13 protein-coding genes are annotated in these 18,646 nt (G+C 64.9%); 9 read left to right on the forward strand and 4 right to left on the reverse strand.

Annotation, left to right across the window (positions count from 1 at the left end; genetic code table 11):
• Positions 1–44: 44 nt before the first annotated feature.
• Positions 45–1,130, forward strand: a complete 1,086-nt coding sequence (locus BXU08_RS06710; RefSeq protein ID WP_171982445.1) for a Gfo/Idh/MocA family protein — start codon at positions 45–47, stop codon at positions 1,128–1,130.
• A 51-nt stretch (positions 1,131–1,181) separates the two neighbouring features.
• Here BXU08_RS06710 and nagA read toward each other — a convergent pair whose 3' ends face one another.
• Complete coding sequence (gene nagA, locus BXU08_RS06715) at positions 1,182–2,345, reverse strand: N-acetylglucosamine-6-phosphate deacetylase (protein WP_077509354.1); 1,164 nt, start codon at positions 2,343–2,345, stop codon at positions 1,182–1,184.
• A 224-nt stretch (positions 2,346–2,569) separates the two neighbouring features.
• Complete coding sequence (locus tag BXU08_RS06720) at positions 2,570–3,709, reverse strand: acyltransferase family protein (RefSeq protein ID WP_077509355.1); 1,140 nt, start codon at positions 3,707–3,709, stop codon at positions 2,570–2,572.
• A gap of 143 nt (positions 3,710–3,852) precedes the next feature.
• Between BXU08_RS06720 and BXU08_RS06725 the strand changes: the two genes are divergently transcribed.
• The 4 genes from BXU08_RS06725 to BXU08_RS06740 are packed head-to-tail and all read left to right on the forward strand — an operon-like array spanning position 3,853 to position 11,564.
• Positions 3,853–7,071 (forward strand): TonB-dependent receptor, encoded by a 3,219-nt coding sequence (locus BXU08_RS06725; RefSeq protein ID WP_077509356.1) that lies wholly within the window; start codon positions 3,853–3,855, stop codon positions 7,069–7,071.
• 58 nt (positions 7,072–7,129) lie between these two features.
• Positions 7,130–8,635, forward strand: a complete 1,506-nt coding sequence (locus tag BXU08_RS06730; protein WP_077509357.1) for a tryptophan halogenase family protein — start codon at positions 7,130–7,132, stop codon at positions 8,633–8,635.
• Positions 8,632–10,080 carry a tryptophan 7-halogenase gene (locus tag BXU08_RS06735; RefSeq protein WP_077509358.1) on the forward strand — a complete coding sequence of 483 codons (1,449 nt, stop codon included), beginning with the start codon at positions 8,632–8,634 and terminating at the stop codon, positions 10,078–10,080. The genes BXU08_RS06730 and BXU08_RS06735 overlap by 4 nt, the downstream gene beginning before the upstream one ends.
• Positions 10,077–11,564 (forward strand): tryptophan halogenase family protein, encoded by a 1,488-nt coding sequence (locus BXU08_RS06740; protein ID WP_077509359.1) that lies wholly within the window; start codon positions 10,077–10,079, stop codon positions 11,562–11,564. The genes BXU08_RS06735 and BXU08_RS06740 overlap by 4 nt, the downstream gene beginning before the upstream one ends.
• Here the strand turns inward: BXU08_RS06740 and BXU08_RS06745 are convergent, their stop codons facing one another.
• Both BXU08_RS06745 and BXU08_RS06750 read right to left on the reverse strand, forming a co-directional pair.
• On the reverse strand, positions 11,565–12,305 hold the full coding sequence (locus BXU08_RS06745) for a GntR family transcriptional regulator (RefSeq protein ID WP_077509360.1): 741 nt from the start codon (positions 12,303–12,305) through the stop codon (positions 11,565–11,567).
• A 47-nt stretch (positions 12,306–12,352) separates the two neighbouring features.
• Complete coding sequence (locus tag BXU08_RS06750; protein ID WP_077509361.1) at positions 12,353–13,408, reverse strand: glycosyl hydrolase family 18 protein; 1,056 nt, start codon at positions 13,406–13,408, stop codon at positions 12,353–12,355.
• A gap of 116 nt (positions 13,409–13,524) precedes the next feature.
• Here BXU08_RS06750 and BXU08_RS06755 point away from each other — a divergent pair, with 116 nt between their 5' ends.
• From BXU08_RS06755 to BXU08_RS06765, 4 genes are read left to right on the forward strand one after another with little or no spacing between them, the layout of a single operon-like run.
• Complete coding sequence (locus BXU08_RS06755) at positions 13,525–16,116, forward strand: family 20 glycosylhydrolase (RefSeq protein ID WP_077509362.1); 2,592 nt, start codon at positions 13,525–13,527, stop codon at positions 16,114–16,116.
• A 60-nt stretch (positions 16,117–16,176) separates the two neighbouring features.
• Entirely contained in the window at positions 16,177–16,737 is a 561-nt protein-coding gene (locus tag BXU08_RS06760; protein ID WP_216352905.1) for an RNA polymerase sigma factor, read from the forward strand.
• Positions 16,727–17,218 (forward strand): hypothetical protein, encoded by a 492-nt coding sequence (locus BXU08_RS19990; protein ID WP_171982446.1) that lies wholly within the window; start codon positions 16,727–16,729, stop codon positions 17,216–17,218. Before BXU08_RS06760 ends, BXU08_RS19990 begins: the two co-directional genes overlap by 11 nt.
• On the forward strand, positions 17,215–18,636 hold the full coding sequence (locus tag BXU08_RS06765) for an alpha/beta fold hydrolase (protein ID WP_171982447.1): 1,422 nt from the start codon (positions 17,215–17,217) through the stop codon (positions 18,634–18,636). The genes BXU08_RS19990 and BXU08_RS06765 overlap by 4 nt, the downstream gene beginning before the upstream one ends.
• Positions 18,637–18,646: the final 10 nt, after the last annotated feature.

Raw genomic sequence — 18,646 nt, forward strand, 5'->3', positions numbered from 1 at the left:
CGTTCGGGTGACAGGCCGGTCTCCTCTCCCTTGGCACAGGCAGCATGACTGAGACAATCCGCTACGGGCTGGTCGGAACCGGCATGATGGGCTGCGAGCATATCCGCAACATCCGGCTGATCCCCGGCGCACGCATCACTGCGATCGCCGATCCGGTCGAGGCGTCGCTCGGCTGGGCGGACGCCTCGCTGGGCGACGAGCGGCCCGCGCGCTTCCGCAGCGCGGGGGAGCTGGCAGAACGCGGCGAGATCGACGCCGTGATCATCGCCTCGCCCAACAACACGCATCGCGACGTGCTCGCGCCGCTGTTCGAACGCGGCATTGCGATCCTTTGCGAAAAGCCGCTCGCGACGACGCTTCCGGACGCGCGCTGGATCGTCGAACAGGCCGAACGCCACGCCGCGCCGTTCTGGACAGGCATGGAATATCGCTACATGCCGCCGGTCGCCGAGTTCGTCCGCCAGGTGCATGGCGGTCGCATTGGCGCGCTGCACATGGTGTCGATGCGCGAGCACCGCTTCCCCTTCCTGCCCAAGGTCGGCGACTGGAATCGCTTCGCGCGCAATACTGGCGGTACGATGGTCGAAAAATGCTGCCATTTCTTCGATCTGATGCGCCTTATCACCCGGAGCGAGGCCGTGCGCGTCTATTGTTCGGGCGCGATCGACGTGAACCACCGGGACGAGCGCTATGGCGGCGAGAGTCCCGATATCATCGACAATAGCTTCACCGTGGTCGATTTCGCCGACGGCACGCGCGCGATGCTCGATCTGTGCATGTTCGCCGAGGGTGTCGAGCACCAGGAAGAAATCTCGGTGACGGGGGACAAGGCGCGGCTCGACGTGCTGGTCCCGCCGGGCGACCTGATCTTCTCGCCGCGCGTCCCCTTCCGCGCCGCCAAGCAAGTCGAGCGCACGCCCGTAGCGGTAGATGAAGTCGCCATGGCGGCGGGCTCGCACCACGGCGCGACCTTCCACCAGCATGAAGCATTTGCCCGTGCAGTGCGGGGCGACGGGCCGGTCGAAGTGACTGCGCTGGACGGGCTGCGCGCCGTCGCGATCGGCACCGCCGCCGAGATCAGCGCACGCGAAAGGCGCGTGGTGACGCTGGCCGAACTCGACGCGCTGTAAGGGACAGCCCAGCACAGGAGATCACGGCAAGGTCGCAAGCTGGCTCGAAGACTATGCCGTCGCCTTTACGCCCAGCTCCGCCGGGGCGAACATCGGCACGCCGCCGATCCACGTCACGCAGGGCGCCAGGTCCGCGTCGAGGACTACCCAGTCGGCACGCTTGCCCGGCGCCAGCGTACCATGAGTCGCGGAGAGGCCGAGGAATGCCGCCGCGGATTCGCTAGACATGCGCACAACCTCGGCGGGCGCCAGCCCCGTGATCGAAACCGTGTTGCGGAACGCCGCTGCCATGTCGAGGTCCGAGCCGGCGAGCGTGCCGTCCTCATAGGTGCACACGCCGTCGCGCACTTGGATGCGCTTGCCTTGCAGCACGAAAGCAGCCTGGTCGGTCCCGACGCTGGGCATCGCGTCGGTCACCAGCATGATGCGGTCCACCCCCTTGGCGCGGATCGCAATGCGCACCGTCGCAGGGTGGAGATGCGCATTATCGACGATCAGCCCGCACCATGTGCCCGGCAGGTCGAGCGCCGCGCCGACGGCGCCGGGCGCGCGGTGCGTGAGCGGCGACATCGCGTTGAACAAATGGGTGAAGCCGGTCACGCCTGCGTCCACCGCCGTGCGCACTTCGTCGTAGGTGGCGTTGGTATGCCCCGCGCAGACAAGGACGCCGTGGCGAACCAGCGTCCGCAGAAACGCTGGCGCGACCATCTCGGGTGCGACGGTCAGCACCACGCGCCCTGCCCGCGGCCTGCACAGCAGTTCGACCATGGCCGCGTCGATCGGGACGATCCGGTCGGCCTCGTGGATGCCGCGCTTGGCGGCATTGATGAACGGGCCCTCGATATGGACGCCGACGACGCCCGGTACGCCCGCCGCGATCGCGGCATCGGCGGCGTCCAGCGCGGCCGCGATCCGCTCCGAAGAATCGCTGATCAGCGTCGGCAGGAAGGCAGTGGTGCCGAAGCGGCCATGCGCGGCGCCGATCGCCGCGATCGCGTCGACGCTGATGTCATCGTTGAACAACACGCCACCGCCGCCATTGACCTGAACGTCGATGAAGCCCGGGACCAGCCACCCGCCGTCGAGATCGATATCGAGCTCGCCGGACACACCCGGCTCGATCGCGGAAATCCTGCCATCAACGATTGCGATGGTCGCGGCATCCAGCACGGTACGACCGGCCACCACATTGCCGTTAGCAACGCTGATCTTCATTTCGTGCAAGTCACTCTGTTGAGGGAGGGCTTCTTTGCACGATCAAGCGCCCGCGCGACCGGAACGGGGTCGACCGCTGCCCCGCGCGGCCTGCATGCGCTGTCGATCCTCACGTGGCGGAGCCCCTTTCCGTACGGACATTCAGCCCGCCCGAACCATGGAATGGCGTAGAATGTATTTAAAAATGGCACAATAGGTATCTTAAAGGTACTATCAGCCTCGCATCAGATCCGGATGATCCACTGCCGCCGCCGCAGATAATCGACGCAGACGAAAATCAGCGCGATGTACAACACCACCGGCACCAGCGCCGCAGCGGGATCACCGAGCGGTCCGCGCAGCGCCCGAAACGGCACCAGCATCAGGTCCCAGGTCGGCACCATCGCAGTGAATTCGTGCAGGGCATAGGCGGCGATGGCATTGATGCCGAACGCAGTGCCGAAAATAACGAACGCCCGCGTCGCGCCGCGCAGTTCCCGGTCGCGGTCCAGCCAGGCATGGAGCCCCGCCAGCGCCAGCGTAGTGAGCCCGCAGGTCACTAATACGAAGCTGCTCGACCAGATGTCCTTGACGACAGGGAAGACGAAGCCCCAGGCGATTCCCCCGACCAGCATACCCCCGCCCGCCAGCGCCAGTGTCCGCGCCGAACCGGCGGAACGCCGCAGCAGATATTCGCCGATCGCGACGCCGATCAGCCCGTGCGCGATGGCCGGAAGCGTGCCGAGCAGCCCTTCCGGATCATAGCCCTCGGGCCCCTTCACATAATTATGGCCGCCGCCGCCCAGCAGCACCCGATCGAACGACGCTACGAAATTATGTCCACGCACCCAGATGTCATTGGGCAGGCCGTCCAGCGCCGGCAGCAGCGTCAACGGCCAGTAGAGCACCAGGATCGCGGCAAGGATCGCCAGGCGCACCTTGGGGCTGCAGGCGAGGAACAGCAGCGCACAGGCAGCATAGACCATGCCGATCCGCTGGAGGACGCCGAACAGGCGCCACGTTCCCGAAGACGAATCGGCGAACCAGTACAGATTGGAGATGATGAACCCGAGCAGGAACAGCCGCGCCGCACGCCACAGGATCGCGTTCTTGTCCGCCGGCTCGCCCCCTTGCTTGGTCCGGCCAAGCGCCAGCGGAATGGCGACGCCGACCATCATCAGGAAGCCGGGGAAGACAAGGTCGGCGAGCGCGAGTCCATCCCACGACGCATGCAGCAGAAGCGGGAACACCTGCGCCTCCGCACCATATTTCATCGCCGCAGTCGAATTGACCAGGATCATGCCGACTACGGTAAGCCCGCGCAGGACATCCAGCGAGAGCAACCGCTGCCGCCCGGTGCCCGATATGTTCGCTTTCCCGCCCATCGTCGCCCCTCCAGTTTGCCTCGTCGACCCGTATAGACACTGTCGCAGATATGTAGTCTATTGGTCATGCGTTAAGTCGGATTGGTATTATCGACGGCGCCAGGGGACAAGCCGCAAACGACGGCGACAAGGGGAAACAGGGCATGGCACGCAAGGGGTCACTTGGATCGTTCGTAAGCAAGAAACTGCGCGAAACCGCCTGTTGCGCGGCGATATCCGCCGCGATGGTCGCACCGGCCTGGGCACAGGAAGCACAGACTGCCGACTCCGAAGACGACATCGTCGTCACCGGCCTGCGCGAAAACCTCGATTCGGCGCAGAACCGCAAGCGTAACTCTGACACGGTGGTCGATTCGATCACGGCCGAGGACATCGGCTCCTTCCCCGACAAGTCGGTCGCCGAGGCGCTCCAGCGCGTTCCCGGCATCACCGTCGTGCGCTTCGCCGGCACCGACGACACCTCGCACTTCTCCGCCGAACCCTCCGGCGTCATCGTCCGCGGCCTTCCCCAGGTTCGCTCGGAGTTCAACGGCCGCGACACCTTCTCGGCAAACAGCTCGCGCGGACTCAGCTGGCAGGACATCTCCCCCGAGCTGCTCACCGGAATCGATACCTATAAGAACCAGACGGCGGACCTGATCGAAGGCGGCATCGCCGGATCGATCAATTTGCGTACGCGCCTTCCGTTCGATTCCGAGAAGGACGTGATCTCACTCGGCGTAATCGGCAATTACGGCGACATCGCCGGCAAGATCACCCCTGAACTCTCGGGCGTGATCACCAAGCGCTGGAACACCGGCGCGGGCGAATTCGGCGCGATGCTCAACCTTGCCTACAGTCACGTGAAGACAGCGAGCCAGGGCATTCAATATGATCGCATCGCGATCTTCGCGCCGGGCACGTTCGGCACCGACACGACGTACATCCCCAACGGCATCTACATGCGCGACAATTTGTACGACCGTAAGCGCATCGGCATCTCAGGGGCGCTGCAATGGCGTTCGGAGGACGGCTCGAAGGAGCTGACCGCCCAATATACGCGCTCGCAATACAAGAACAGCTGGCGCGAATATGCGATCTATTCCTCTGGCGCGAGCGCGCTCGAGCTCTACGGCCGTCCCACGGACTATGTGTTCAGCGATGCCAGCCTGATCCAGCCGCTCCAGGGGACTGCCCCCTTCACCTTCGACGATGACGGCAATTTCACCTCGGGCTCGTGGTCCGCGCCGCGCCCCTATGTCGGCGAAGGCAATGAGAATCTCGGGCTCGGCGTCAATTCGAGCGGCCAGGCATTCTTCAACCGTTGCTATTCCTGGGAAGGCTGCACCAATCCGCAGCGCGCGCCACAGCTCGACACTGCCGCGAACGCACTGAAGAACAAGCAGTACACCCAGGATTTCGCACTGAACTTCAAATGGGACGCCTCGGAGCGCATCCACCTGAATTTCGATGCGCAATATGTCGATTCAGAGGTTCACAACTACAATGCCTCGGTCACCGCTCGGACCTATGCGAACACTTTCGTCGATGCGACAGGCAAGTATCCGACGTTGCAGATCAATCCGGCGGTGGCGGACAACATCAATCTGTCGGCAGGCGGGATCACCAACCCCAACAACTACTATTACTACGCGATCACCGATCACACCGAGGATAGCGACGGCCATGAACTCGCGCTCCGCGCCGATGTCGAATATGATATCGATTCGACCTGGCTCAGCTCGCTCAAGCTCGGCGCCCGCTATGCCGATCGCGACCAGACGGTGCGCTGGGGCGCCTATAACTGGGCGAACATCGCCAATACCTGGACCTATACCCAGGCGCCCTATTTCAACACGGACCGCCCGGTATATCCCGCCGGCAATACCACGAACTTCACCTTCGGGTCGGACTTCTTCAACGGCAATCAGATCGACAGTCGCGAATTCGTGTTCTTCAACATGGACAAGCTGGAGAACCGCGAAACGCTGGGCGCCGCGCTCGGCCGTCCCACCATCGGCGTCGGCGATTATTATCCGGTCTGCTCGAATGCGGGCTACCGGGCCGGCGAGACGATCGAAGGCGATTATGGCTGCTATCTGCCCGGCGACATCCTCAAGCTGAGCGAGACCACTGCAGCGGGCTATGCGATGCTCAAATTCGGCGGCCGCGAGGCGCAGATCGGCGGCGTCGGGGTTTCGGGCAATGTCGGAGGTCGCCTGATCTTCACGGTGAACGAGACCGCGGGCTCGCTGAGCTATGCCACGCCGTTCACTGCCAACCAGCTCTTGTGCGAGCGCGGCACCAATCCGGATACCGGCCTGCCCACTGCCAGTGCAGGATGCGTCACCACACCTGCCGAGATCGCCTTCAGCACCGGCGGCAGCGTCGCGAACACCGCGCGTGAGGACCATGTCCACTTCCTGCCGAGCTTCAACCTCAAGCTCGACTGGACCGACAAGCTGCTCAGCCGCGTCGCATATTCCAGGGCGATCTCGCGGCCCGATGTCGGCCTGTTGCGCAACTTCACGACGATCACCCGGCTGTCGCCGAGCCTCACCGATCGTTCGAACCCGGACATCGTCTTCGGTCCCGATGGCCAGACGATCGTGGGGTATAACTGGAGCTATCGCGGCCAGGCGGGCAACCCGCGGCTCAAGCCGATCGAGGCCGATCAGTTCGACCTGACTCTGGAATATTACTTCGCGCGCGCCGGATCGTTCACTGCGACCGGTTTCTACAAGAAGTTCAACAACTACATCCAGTCGGGCACCTACAATCTCGGCGTCACGAATAACGGCGTGACACGAAATGTGCTGGTAACCGGCCCGATGAACGGCGACGGCGCGTCGATCAAGGGTGCCGAATTCGCCTTCCAGAGCTTCTTCGACTTCCTGCCGGGATTGCTCAGCGGCTTCGGCATCCAGGCGAACTACACCTATGTCTCGAACAACGGCATCGAGACGATCAACCTGACCAACGAGACCGCAGGCGGAACCGCGGGCGGCGGCGTCAGCTATGACGCCACTGCCGTGAAAGCCAAGGCACTCGAAGGCATTTCCGAGCACAGCTACAACCTTGTCGGCATGTACGAAAAGGGGCCGATTTCGGCACGCGTCGCGTATAACTGGCGCTCGAAATACCTGGTGACCGCGATCGATTGCTGCGTCGGCCTGCCGATCTGGCAGGATGCCACGGGGTATCTCGATGCGTCGATCCGCTGGCGGCTTACCCCGCAGTTCGAATTGAGCCTGCAGGGCAGCAACCTGCTGGGCACCGACACGATCCTGTATCAGCAGGTGGACAATACGGGGCTGCTCAAACCCAATGCCTGGTTCAAGAACGACCGGCGCATCCAGGCCGGCATCCGGTTCACGATGTGATCCGCCCCGGGGGCCGGCCGTGGCTGGCCCCCGCCGGCACATTTGCTAGAACCGGGTAATGGCGGGACCCTTCCGGATCGTAATCGTCGGCGGCGGCACGGCGGGCTGGATGTGCGCGGCGGCGTGCGCCAGCAAGCTCGATCCCGCGCGGTACGACGTTCGGCAGATCGAATCCGAGGAGATCGGCACGGTAGGCGTCGGCGAAGCGACGCTGCCGCAGATGAAGGACTTCAACGACTTCCTCGGCATCGACGAAGCCGAATTCATGGCGGCGACCCAGGCGACCTTCAAGCTGGGCATCGAGTTCGTCGACTGGGGACAGATCGGCAACCGCTATATCCACCCCTTCGGCAATTTCGGCCGCCCGATCGGCGAAGCCGAGTTCTTCCACTATTGGCTGCGCGCGCGAGAGACCGCCGGGCCGCTGTCCGACTATTGCCTGCCGATCGTCATGGCATGGCAGAACCGCTTCGGCTTCGCGGCGAGCGACCCCGCGGATCCCAGATCCGCGTTCTCGCACGCCTATCATCTCGATGCCTCGCTCTACGCGCGTTATCTGCGCGGCTGGGCCGAGGCACGCGGGCTCAAGCGGATCGAAGGCAAGATCACCCAAGTCGCGCAACATCCCGAAAGCGGCGATATCGCATCGGTGACGCTCGAAGCGGGCGATGTCGTCCAGGGCGACCTGTTCGTCGATTGCTCGGGCTTTCGCGGCCTGCTCATCGAACAGACGCTCGCAACCGGGATCGAGGATTGGTCGCATTGGCTCCCCTGCGACCGGGCGATGGCGGTGCCGTGCGAGCGCGCCGGTGCGCTGACGCCCTATACGCGCTCGACTGCAGTCGAAGCCGGCTGGCAATGGCGGATCCCGCTCCAGCACCGCACCGGCAACGGCTATGTCTATGCCAGTGCCTTCCTGTCCGACGACGAGGCAGCGACGCTGCTGCTGTCGCGGCTCGATGGTGCGCCCCTGGCCGATCCGCGGCCGCTTAGGTTCAAGGCATGCAAGCGGCGCAAGGCGTGGAACCATAATATTATCGCGATGGGCCTCGCCGGTGGATTCCTCGAGCCGCTGGAGTCCACCAGCATCTATCTCGTCCAGATGGCCGTCGCCTTCCTGCTGACGCTGCTGCCCGATCGGCGCGGCATCGATCCTGCGCTCGCAGCCGAGTATAATCGCGTGATGGATGTCGAATATGACCGCATCCGCGACTTCCTCATTCTACACTATCACGCCACCGAGCGGGACGATGCCGAAATCTGGCGATATTGCCGCGCTATGCCGATCCCGGACAGCCTTGCCGACAAGATCGAGCGTTTCCGGCATCGCGGACACATCCGCGAATATCGAGACGGGCTGTTCGGACCGCCGAGCTGGCAGGCGGTGTTCATCGGCCAGGGCGTCGAGCCCGCAGCGCATGACGTCATCGCCGACCTGATACCCGACGCAGTGCTCGCCAAACGCATGCACGAACTACGCGCGGTGATCGCCTCCGCGGCAGGTGCGATGCCCGATCATACCGCCATGGTGACGCGCTATTGCCCAGCCGGACCCGCCGCATGAAGCTTCGCCGCGTCGTCGTCATCGGCCATGGCATCGCGCCGGCAATGGCGGCGATCGCGCTGCGCCGCGCCTTTGGCAGCGACGGGATGGAAGTCGAGTGGATCGAGACTCCCGGCGAGGTAGCGGCACATCAGGTCGTGGCGTCCCTGCCGAACCTGCGCGCCTTCCATACGCTGCTCGGCCTGAGCGAGGCCGAAGTGCTGCGCGCCGGTCGCGGTACGCTGACGCTGGGCCGGCAATATCTCGGCTTTGGCGGCGGTGAGAACGACTTCCTGCACTGCTACGGTCCCGTCGGTCGCCCGGTCGCCACGCAACCGTTCATGCAATTCTGGATCAAGGCGCGGCAGGCGGGTCTGCCGGCGCAGTTCGAGCATTTCAGCCGCGAGGCCGTCGCGGCGCGCAGCGGGCGTATTCGTACCGCCGATGCGCCGGGGGTATCGGCGACGGCCTATGGCTACCACCTAGACGCGGCGGGTTATGCGGCGCTGCTGCGGGCGCAGGCTGTGCGATCGGGCGTGACGATCACCCCCGATCGCTCTCCGGCCGCGGTCATCGGGCGTAGGGCGGTCTCCGCGATCCGGCTGTCCGACGGTCGTTCGGTGGCGGGAGATCTCTATGTTGATGCCAGCGAAGCGCAGGCAGTGCGGTCCGCGTTCGGCGATAGCGGTCTCGCCGATGCCTCGATTTCGAGCTGCAACCGGCTGATGCTGGCGTCGGGCCCCCCGCTTCGCCCGCTGCCGCTCTACGGCCGCGTCGTCGCCCATCATGCTGGCTGGTCGGCGCTTATGCCGTTGCAGGATCGCACCGCTGTCGTCGTTTGCTATGACAGCGCCGAGATGGCCGACGACGAAGCCAGGACGCTGCTTGGCGTGCCACTCGTTGCGGAACCGCTGTTCTTGCCGCTGACTGCCAGCGAAAACCTGCGTCCTTGGGCAGGCAATGTCGTGGCGCTCGCCAGCGATTCCGAGCCGCTGGCAGCAACCGGTCTCCACCGGCTCCAGATCGCGATCACGCACCTCGTCGCGCTGTTCCCGGTCCGCAGCGATGCGATGCCCGAGGCGGACATCTACAACGAGGAACTCGCCGCCTGGCACGCGCGGCTGCGGGACTTCGAGGCCGTGCGTTACGCGCTCAACCTGCGCGACGAGCCCTTCTGGGGCGCCGCTCGCGCCCGTCCGCGCTCCGCCCAGCTCGATGCCAGGATCGGCCTGTTTGGCGCCCGCGGCATGATCAGCGAATATAATCAGGAAAGCTTCGCGCCGGACGAATGGCAGGCCTGCCTGCTTGGTCACGGCCTGATGCCGCGATCCTATGATTCCCAGATCGACAGAGTCGACGAGCAGCACGCAATGGCGGACTTCCGCGATCAGCTCCTCGCGATCCGCGCGGACGTAACCGCGATGGACACACACGAAGCCGCGCTGGCGAAGGCGCTGTCGCAATGACGGTGCCCGGCATCCGAGACATCGTGATCGTCGGCGGCGGAACGGCGGGCTGGATGTGCGCAGCGGCGCTCGCCCACACGCTGGGCGGCACCGACCATCGCATCACGCTGATCGAATCCGACGCGATCGGCATCGTAGGCGTCGGCGAGGCGACCGTGCCCTCGATCCGCGAATTCAATCGGCTGCTGCGGATCGACGAAGACGAGTTCCTCCGCGCCACCAAGGGCAGCTTCAAGCTTGGCATCGAATTCGTCGGCTGGAACGGCGCGGACCAACGCTATTTCCACCCCTTCGGCTATTTCGGCGTCGATATGTCCGGCATCGGCTTCCACCACCATTGGCTGCGCCATATCGAGCAAGCCGGGATCGAGGATCCGTGGCACTACAATATGGAAGCGCAGGCAGCCAGCGCGGGCCGCTTTGCCCGCGAAACGCGCCACGGGCCGGTCAATCACGCCTTCCACTTTGACGCAGGCCTCTATGCCCGGTTCCTCCGCGAGCGCGTGGAGGGCCGCGGCGTCACGCGGATCGAAGGTGAAATCGTCGATGTCGCGCTCGACAGCGAAAACGGCCATGTCACCAGCATCGCGCTCAAGTCCGGTGCGCGCATCGACGGAGACTTGTTCATCGATTGCTCGGGGTTCCGCGGCCTGCTGATCGAAGGCGCGCTCGAAACCGGCTATCGCGACTGGTCGCATTGGTTGCCTTGCGATCGCGCAGTCGCGATGCCCTGTGCGAGCACCGGTCAGATCACGCCCTACACCCGCGCTACCGCGCGCGAGGCCGGGTGGCAGTGGCGCATCCCGCTACAGCACCGCACCGGCAACGGCTATGTCTATTGCAGCCGGTATCTCGACGACGACGCGGCAGCGGAGTTGCTGATGTCGCGGCTCGATGGCGAACCCCTCGCCTCCCCCAACAAGCTGCGCTTCACCGCGGGGCATCGCAACAAGCTGTGGCACCGCAATGTCGTCGCGCTGGGGCTTGCCGGAGGCTTCCTCGAACCACTCGAATCGACGTCGATCCACTTGATCCAGACCGGGATCATCCGGCTGCTCGGGCTGTTTCCCCGCAACGGAATCGATCCGGCCGTAGTCGATCGGTTCAATGCCGACAGCATCCTCGAATATGAGCGGATGCGCGATTTCGTGCTCGCGCACTACGCCGTCTCGTCAGGTGTGGAATCACCATTCTGGCGCGATGTCCGCGCGACGCCATTGCCCGACAGCCTGTCCGCGCGCCTCGATGCGTTCCGCACCAGCGGAAACATCCTCAACGAGCCCGCGGAGTTCTTCGGTCAGACCAACTGGTTCGCGATCCTGTGGGGACAGGGGCTGCGGCCCCGCGATCGTCACCCCATCGCCGACGCATTGCCCGCCCAGGAACTCGACCGCCGCCTGACCGTGCTGCGCCAGCGCTTCGCCGAGGGGCTGGCGGAAATGCCCGCGCACGCAGCCTTTCTCGCCGGCCATTGCGCGTCCTGATCAGCGGCTACTGAGCTCCGCGACCAGGTCGTAGGCGTCACCGCGATAATAGCTCTGGGTATATTCGGCGGCGCGGCCGTCGACCAGGAAACCGCGACGCTCGATGAACAGCCCGGCATCGCCGCGAGCGACATGGAGCAGTTCTGCCTGTTCGGCGGTGAAGTTGACCGCGCGCAGCCGCTGCAACGCGCGCACCGGCAAATGTCCCGCCGCCTCCAGCGCTTCGTAGAGCGACGCCCCCACTGCGTCAGGCGAGGTCAGGCAATAGCCCGGGATCGTCGAATATTCCAGCGCCATCGGCAGATCATCGGCATAGCGGATGCGGTGGAAACGGTGGACGGAGGTTCCCGGGGACAGTCCGAGCGACAGGGCCTCCTCCGGGGTGACGGCGCCTTCGGTCTTGCTTACCCATACGCTGTGCGGGCGCCGTCCGCGCGAGACCATGTCTTCCGAGAAAGAGGTCAGCCGCGAGAAGCTCTTCTCGACGCGCGGCGCGACCACGAACGTGCCCGCGCCCCGGCGACGCGACAGGAGTCCGTCGCTCACCAGTCCGTCGACCGCCTTGCGCACGGTGATGCGCGAGACGTCGAATTCCTCGGCCAGGTCGCGTTCGGTCGGGATGGCGGCTTCGGCCTTCACCAAGCGATTTTCGATCGCGTTGCGGAGCCCTTTTTGCAGTTGGAGGTAGAGCGGGGTCGGATCGTCCTTCTGCAGGCGGCCGATGCTCTCGATCAATGACACCGGTGGTCCTCTCCTATGCGTCGTCTCTGATGTTATATTGGTATACCCTAGTCAATTCGCGACCGCTGCGCGCGCCTAAATAGGACCTGCGCAATAGTGGACCCGAGCAACTGGTCCGGCGTATCCTGCGTCATTTCCCAGACCATGACGCCCCCTGCCCGCGCCCGGGCCAGTTCGGACTTGCGCCTGATGGTGTCGGGCGCGTTGAACGTGATGTAGTCGCATCCCGCACACGCCTTGCCGATCACATCGCCCGCCAGCGCGGCCTTGCCGTGCGCGGCCAGCAATTCGGCAAATCCATTGCCGGGCGCATAGCTGCCGAAACCATAGCCGTAAAAGGGCACGCCGAGCACCAGCCGTTCGGGCCGAACCCCACGCGCTAGCCATAGGGCGACGTCGCGCGCCGCCTGCGCCTTGGTCGAATGCTCGGTGCCCGGCTGGCCCCAGCTCGATCCGATCGCATCGTACGACATCGGCATGACGAGATCGAAATAGGGGATCGAGGCGACCGGGATCATCCCGCCTTCGTAAGAGGCGGTAGCGACGGTCAGAAGCTTGCCTCTGGTGTGAAGTGCGGCAGATAGTGCGGCAACGAACGGCGTATAATCACGCTGGCGATCGATCTTCGTCAGCAATTCGCCTTCGATATCGATATCGATGCCATCTAGCCTGGCGGCATCGACGATCGCGAGCAACGCCGCCTGTACCGCGTCACGCTTGCCCGGGCCCAGCAGCGCCGCCCAATTGCCAGAGCATTGCGGAATCACGCCTCCGGCCACCGACAACAGCACCTTGGCGCCCTTGGCTCGCAACCGGCTCGCCGCGTCGCGCAGCGCCCCGACCGTGACGTTCCCGTCGGAACCGCCGGACATGCACGCCATCTTGCCATCCCGTACAAGTGCGCCGCTATTGTCGGGATTGGCGAACGCGATGTTGATATGCGTGTAGTGGTCGATCGGGGTGGTCGCCAATCGTGCATCCAGCCCCTTGAACGCGGGGAAATAGCCGACCATTACCGGCCTTGTTGCAGATTGCGCATTCGGCGAAAGAGCCAACAATACCAATATAAGTCCAATGACGTGGGCGATGCGCGATAGTGGCATGGTTATCTCCTTGTCCCCTCCGTAGCTGGGCAACTACAGCATCGCTTGACCGGCTTGATTTGTCATGACAAAAATATGATCAATTAGGTCCATAATCGTCCCGGAGGGTTTGCCGCATGCAGCCGAAAAGGAAACCTGCCTTCCTGAGCCTGCTACTGAGCGCCCCGCTGTTGATGCTGGCGCCGCAGGCACATGCCTCAGATCCCAGCACCCCCACTCCGCTCTCGCAGGCAGAAATCGACGCGTTCGCCCGTGACATCGGATTACGATACGAGATTGTCGATAATCGGCCCGCTACCTGCCCGCCCGGGGCCGAAGGCTGCTTCCTGACCATCCTGACGCTGACCATGCCAGCTCAGCTGCCGGCGGATCTCGGATCCGGCGGCTTCGCGCTCTATTTTGGCTTCGTAAACCGGCTACCGGTCGTAGAGAGCGACGTCTTCCGCAACGAACTGGTCAACGGCGACCTCAACCGCCTGACGCTCAAGCCCGGCGCCGCGCTGCTGCCCGGCAAGCGCTACACGGTAAAACTATGGGGCATTGGCGGGCATCACTCGACGGCATTTCCGATGCCCAACCTCTATATCGCCGGGAACGGCGTCCAGGCACGCGTGATCGAGGCGACGCGACCGGTATTGGACCCGGAGACCGGGCTCCAGAGGTTACCCTTCGTCGCGCCGATGACGAACGAAGCAAAGCTCGCCACGCGCGGCCCTGAGGATCGGACGCTGTGGCAGACACCCGAGCGTGCGTTCGACGCCTTTGCCGCGCGCGGCACCGCCACGCCTTCCGACATCGCCATCCTGCCCACGCCGCTGAAAGCCAAGATCCTGTCGGGCAAGCCGATCGACCTGACCGGCGGCGTGACGCTGCGCCTGACGGGTGTGGCGCGGGCGGACGTGAACGCCGCGCTTGCCGGGCTGGCGCGCGCCGGCGTGAATCTCGGGACCGGTCCGCGGCTCGACATCCGCGTCGATCCCAAGGCCGGCGTCGCTGCGGAGGGCTATCGCCTGTCCGCCAGCAGTAGCGGCATTACGATCGTCTCGGCCGACGCTGCCGGTGCTAGCCATGCGCTCCATTCGCTCGCCCAGCAGGCGCTCTTCGACAAGGGGCTGCTTCGGCCGCTCTCGGTGGAGGATGCCCCGCGCTATGGCTTTCGCGGGCTGCACATCGATCTCGCGCGCAATTTCCACAGCAAGGCTGAGGTGCTGAAGCTGATCGACGCGATGGCAGCGTACAAGTTCAACAAGCTGCACCTTCATCTCGCCGACGACGAAGGCTGGCGACTGGAAATCAAGGCGCTGCCCGAACTGACCGAGATCGGCTCCAAACGCTGCCACGACCCGGCGGAACAGACGTGCCTGCTGCCGCAATTGGGCGCGGGTCCCGAGGGCAAAGGACCGGTCAACGGCTATTTCTCGCAGGCCGACTATGTCCAGATCGTGCGCGCCGCCACTGCGCGCCAGATCGAAGTCATCCCGTCGCTCGACATGCCGGGCCATTCGCGCGCCGCGATCCGTTCGATGGAAGTGCGCTACAAGAAGCTCGCCGCGGCCGGAAAGCGCGCGGAGGCCGAAGCCTATCGGCTCGTCGAGCCCGGCGACACGACGCGCTATCGCAGCATCCAGAATTACGACGACAACACGCTGAACGTCTGCATCGACCAGACCTATCGCTTTCTCGACACCGCGGTCGGCGAGATCGCAGCGATGCACAAGACCGCAGGTGCGCCGCTCAAGACCTTCCACATCGGCGCGGACGAAACCGCCGGCGCCTGGTCGGAATCCCCCGCCTGCAAGCCGCTGATGGCCTCCACCGGCCGCGACGCGAAAGGGCTCGGCGCCTATTTCATCGAGCGAGTCTCGCAGGGGCTGGCTGCAAAGGGTCTCAAGGTCGCGGGCTGGAGCGACGGACTGGGCCACACCGATCCGGCGCACATGCCAAAGGCAGTGCAGACCAACATCTGGGGCACGCTGTTCACCGGCGGCGTGGCCGAAGCGCATGTCCAGGCCAATCGCGGCTGGGACGTGGTGCTGTCGGTGCCCGATATCGGCTATCTCGACATGCCCTATGTGCCGCACGCGCAGGAGGGCGGCTATGACTGGGCGTCGCGCACCGTCGATACGATCCAGGTCTTCGGGTTCATGACCGACAATCTTCCCGCCAATGCCGCGCTGATCCGCGACACGCAGTCCCGGCCCCAGACGATCGAGGACAAGACGCCCCGCGCCGACGGTCGCGCGATCACCGGCCTCCAGGCGCAACTGTGGAGCGAGACGACGCGCACCGACACCGGCGTCGATTATCAGCTGTTCCCGCGCCTGATCGCCTTTGCCGAGCGGGCGTGGCACCGTCCGGCATGGGAGCCAGCCTATCGTCCGGGCCAGAGCTACAACTTCGAAGATCCGAGCGTCGATCGCGCCGCGATCCTGACCGACTGGCGTGGGTTCACCGGGCGTATGCCGGTCCAGTTCGCGCTGCTCGACCGGCTAGGCATCGCGTGGCGGGTGACGCCGCCAGGCGCGCGGATCGCCGATGGCAAGCTCGAGGCCAATACCGAATATCCCGACCTGCGCATCGAATATCGCGCCGTCGGCGATGCATGGCAGATCTATGCCGGGCCGGTAGCGGTGCGGGGCCCGGTGGAGCTGCGCACGCGGAGCACCGATACCAAGCGAGTCAGCCGCACGGTCACGCTACAGGACTGAAGCCGCCGTCCGTGAACCTTTTCCGTCTTTCCTCGACTAACGTGGAGAGACGGAGGAATCGTGGGCAAAACGATCGATAGTGAAGACCGGCTGCGGGACGAACTGCTGGTGGTGCGCTGCCAGCTGGGCGAGCCCGCTGCATTCGACGAACTCGTGCGGAACTGGTCGGGGCCGTTGCTGCGGCACGTCCAGCGCGTCGCCGGCCACGACATCGCAGAGGACGTGGCGCAGGAAGTATGGCTGCGCGCGCTGCGCGGGATCATGCGCCTGCGCGACGGGGTAAAGCTGCGTGCTTGGCTCTTCGGAGTTGCGCACCATGTCCTGATGGATCGCCTGCGCGTCCGATATGGCGAACGCGACGTGCTCGATGAGGAGGCGGATGCGCCAGATCCGGAAGCGCTGGCCTCCTTTGAGACACGCCTCCAGCTTCTCGAAACCCAGTTGGGCAGCCTGCCGGTAGTCGAGCGCGAGACGCTGACCCTCTTTTACCTCGAGGACCTGTCGCTTCTCCAGATCGCCGAGGTTCAGGCCGTGCCTGTCGGAACCGTCAAATCACGCCTGTTCAGAGCGCGCGGAATGCTGCGCCAATCAATGTCGGAAGGAATGCACAATGAGGAATGACACTGAAGCGACGGTCGCCGCGGGCCTGCTGATCGCGCAGGTGCAGATTTCGTTCCGGTCGCGAGCGGCGCATCTGGCGCTCCTGCTCGTGGCGATCGGCGCGAGCGTGGTGCTTGGCTCGCTGCTCGCCACCGAGAGCGGCCTGCCCATGCGGACCACCGCCGCTCTGGGCGGGCTGCTGCTCATCAACCTCGCCTGGGGGGCGTATGCCGTGTGGGTGCTGGCGGCACATCGCACGCTGCTCTTGAACCATCGCGTGGTCGCCGGCCGGATCGCAGCGGCTGCGGCAGCGGCATTCACGGTGGGCGCAGCATGTGTCGCCGCGACCCTGCAGAGCCAGGCCAGCTACGCTGCAACCGTATCCGGAGTTTTCCTGCTCCTCGTCGCGATTGTCCTGCTGGTGCGGGCGAAGCGAAATTTCCGGGCGCTCGAATTGCGCCGCTCGGAACTCGAAGCGCGCCTCGGGCATGCTGTGCGATGAAGTTGCTTGTCCTTGGGGCATTGCTGCTCGCCACGCTCGCCATGCCCGCCGCCGCTCAATTGCGGGACGTCGAGGAACGTTCAATGGCAGCGAACGATGGAACTGTCTTAGCCGTCACCCGCGCTATCCTACACGTCCCGGAGCGGCGGACCGGCCGCGAGCCATCGGGCGCTATCGACCTCGCTGTGGTGCGCGTGCGGCGGCCAAGCAAGGCCGCGGGACAAGCGCATATGCTGCTTGCCGGCGGGCCGGGCGACTCCGGCGTGGACGAAGTGCTCAGCCTCGCCCGGCAAGGCGGGGCAGCGTGGCTCGAGCTGATGGGTGGCGACGTCGTCGGTTTCGACCAACGCGGGACCGGCGCGTCGCGCCCGAGCCTGGCTTCGGATGTCCGGTACGATTTACCGCTCGACCAGTCCGGATCGCCCGAAGCATGGTTGCCCGTGATTCGCGAAGCGTCACGCCGCGAAGCAGCCCGGCTGAAGGCGCAGGGCATCACGCTTCAGGCGTATACCAGCGAAGAGAGCGCGGACGATGTCGATGCGGTCCGCCAGGCGCTCGGATATGGCAAGATGATCGTCTGGGGCCGCAGCTATGGCTCACACCTCGCGCTGGTGATGTTGCGGCGACATCCGGAGGGTGTAGCGCGGATGGTCCTCGTCAGTCCCGAAGGTCCCGACCACACTTGGAAATCGCCGGCGCAGGTCGATGAGGTGCTCGCCCGGATCGCCGTCAGGGCCGCGGCCCCCGACCTGATCGGCAACATGCGCAAGGTGCTGGATACGCTCTCGCACGCACCCGTAGCGGTAGCAATCGCCAACCCCGCGACGCGCACCGAGCGGACGATCCAGATCGGCAAGTTTGACGTGCAACTGGTCGTCGCCCAGGCGATAGGCGATCCGCGCGCGTTGGCCGGCATGCCCGCGGCATTTCGGCAAATGGTTGCAGGCGACTATCGGACGATGGCCAAGCTCGTCCATGCCGCACGCGCCACCATGGGCGTTCAATCCGCGATGAAGCAGGCAATGGACCTCGCATCCGGCGCCAGCGACCAACGGCGCGCGCGGATAGCCCACCAAGCCGAGTCCGCACTGCTCGGCAACGCGATCAACTTTCCCGGCATCGACTTGGCGGATGCGTGGCAAATTGCACCGCTGCCAACGACGTTTCGCGCGCCGGTGCGGAGCGCGATACCGGTCCTCCTTCTCGTCGGCGATCTCGATGTGAGAACCCCGATTGCAAACGCAACGGAAATTGCGGCGACTTTGCCCAATGCCCGGATCGTCGTCGTGGAAAACGCCGCGCACCAATTCAGCCTGTTCGGTAGCCCGAAGCTGCGCGCGCTGCTCGGCGGTTTCCTTGCAGGTCAGCCGATTGGCGACATGACGATCGCGTTGCCCGCGCTACCCTTCCAGAAGTGAAACCGGCGAC

The sequence above is a fragment of the Sphingomonas sp. LM7 genome (genome assembly GCF_002002925.1).
Taxonomy (GTDB): domain Bacteria; phylum Pseudomonadota; class Alphaproteobacteria; order Sphingomonadales; family Sphingomonadaceae; genus Sphingomonas.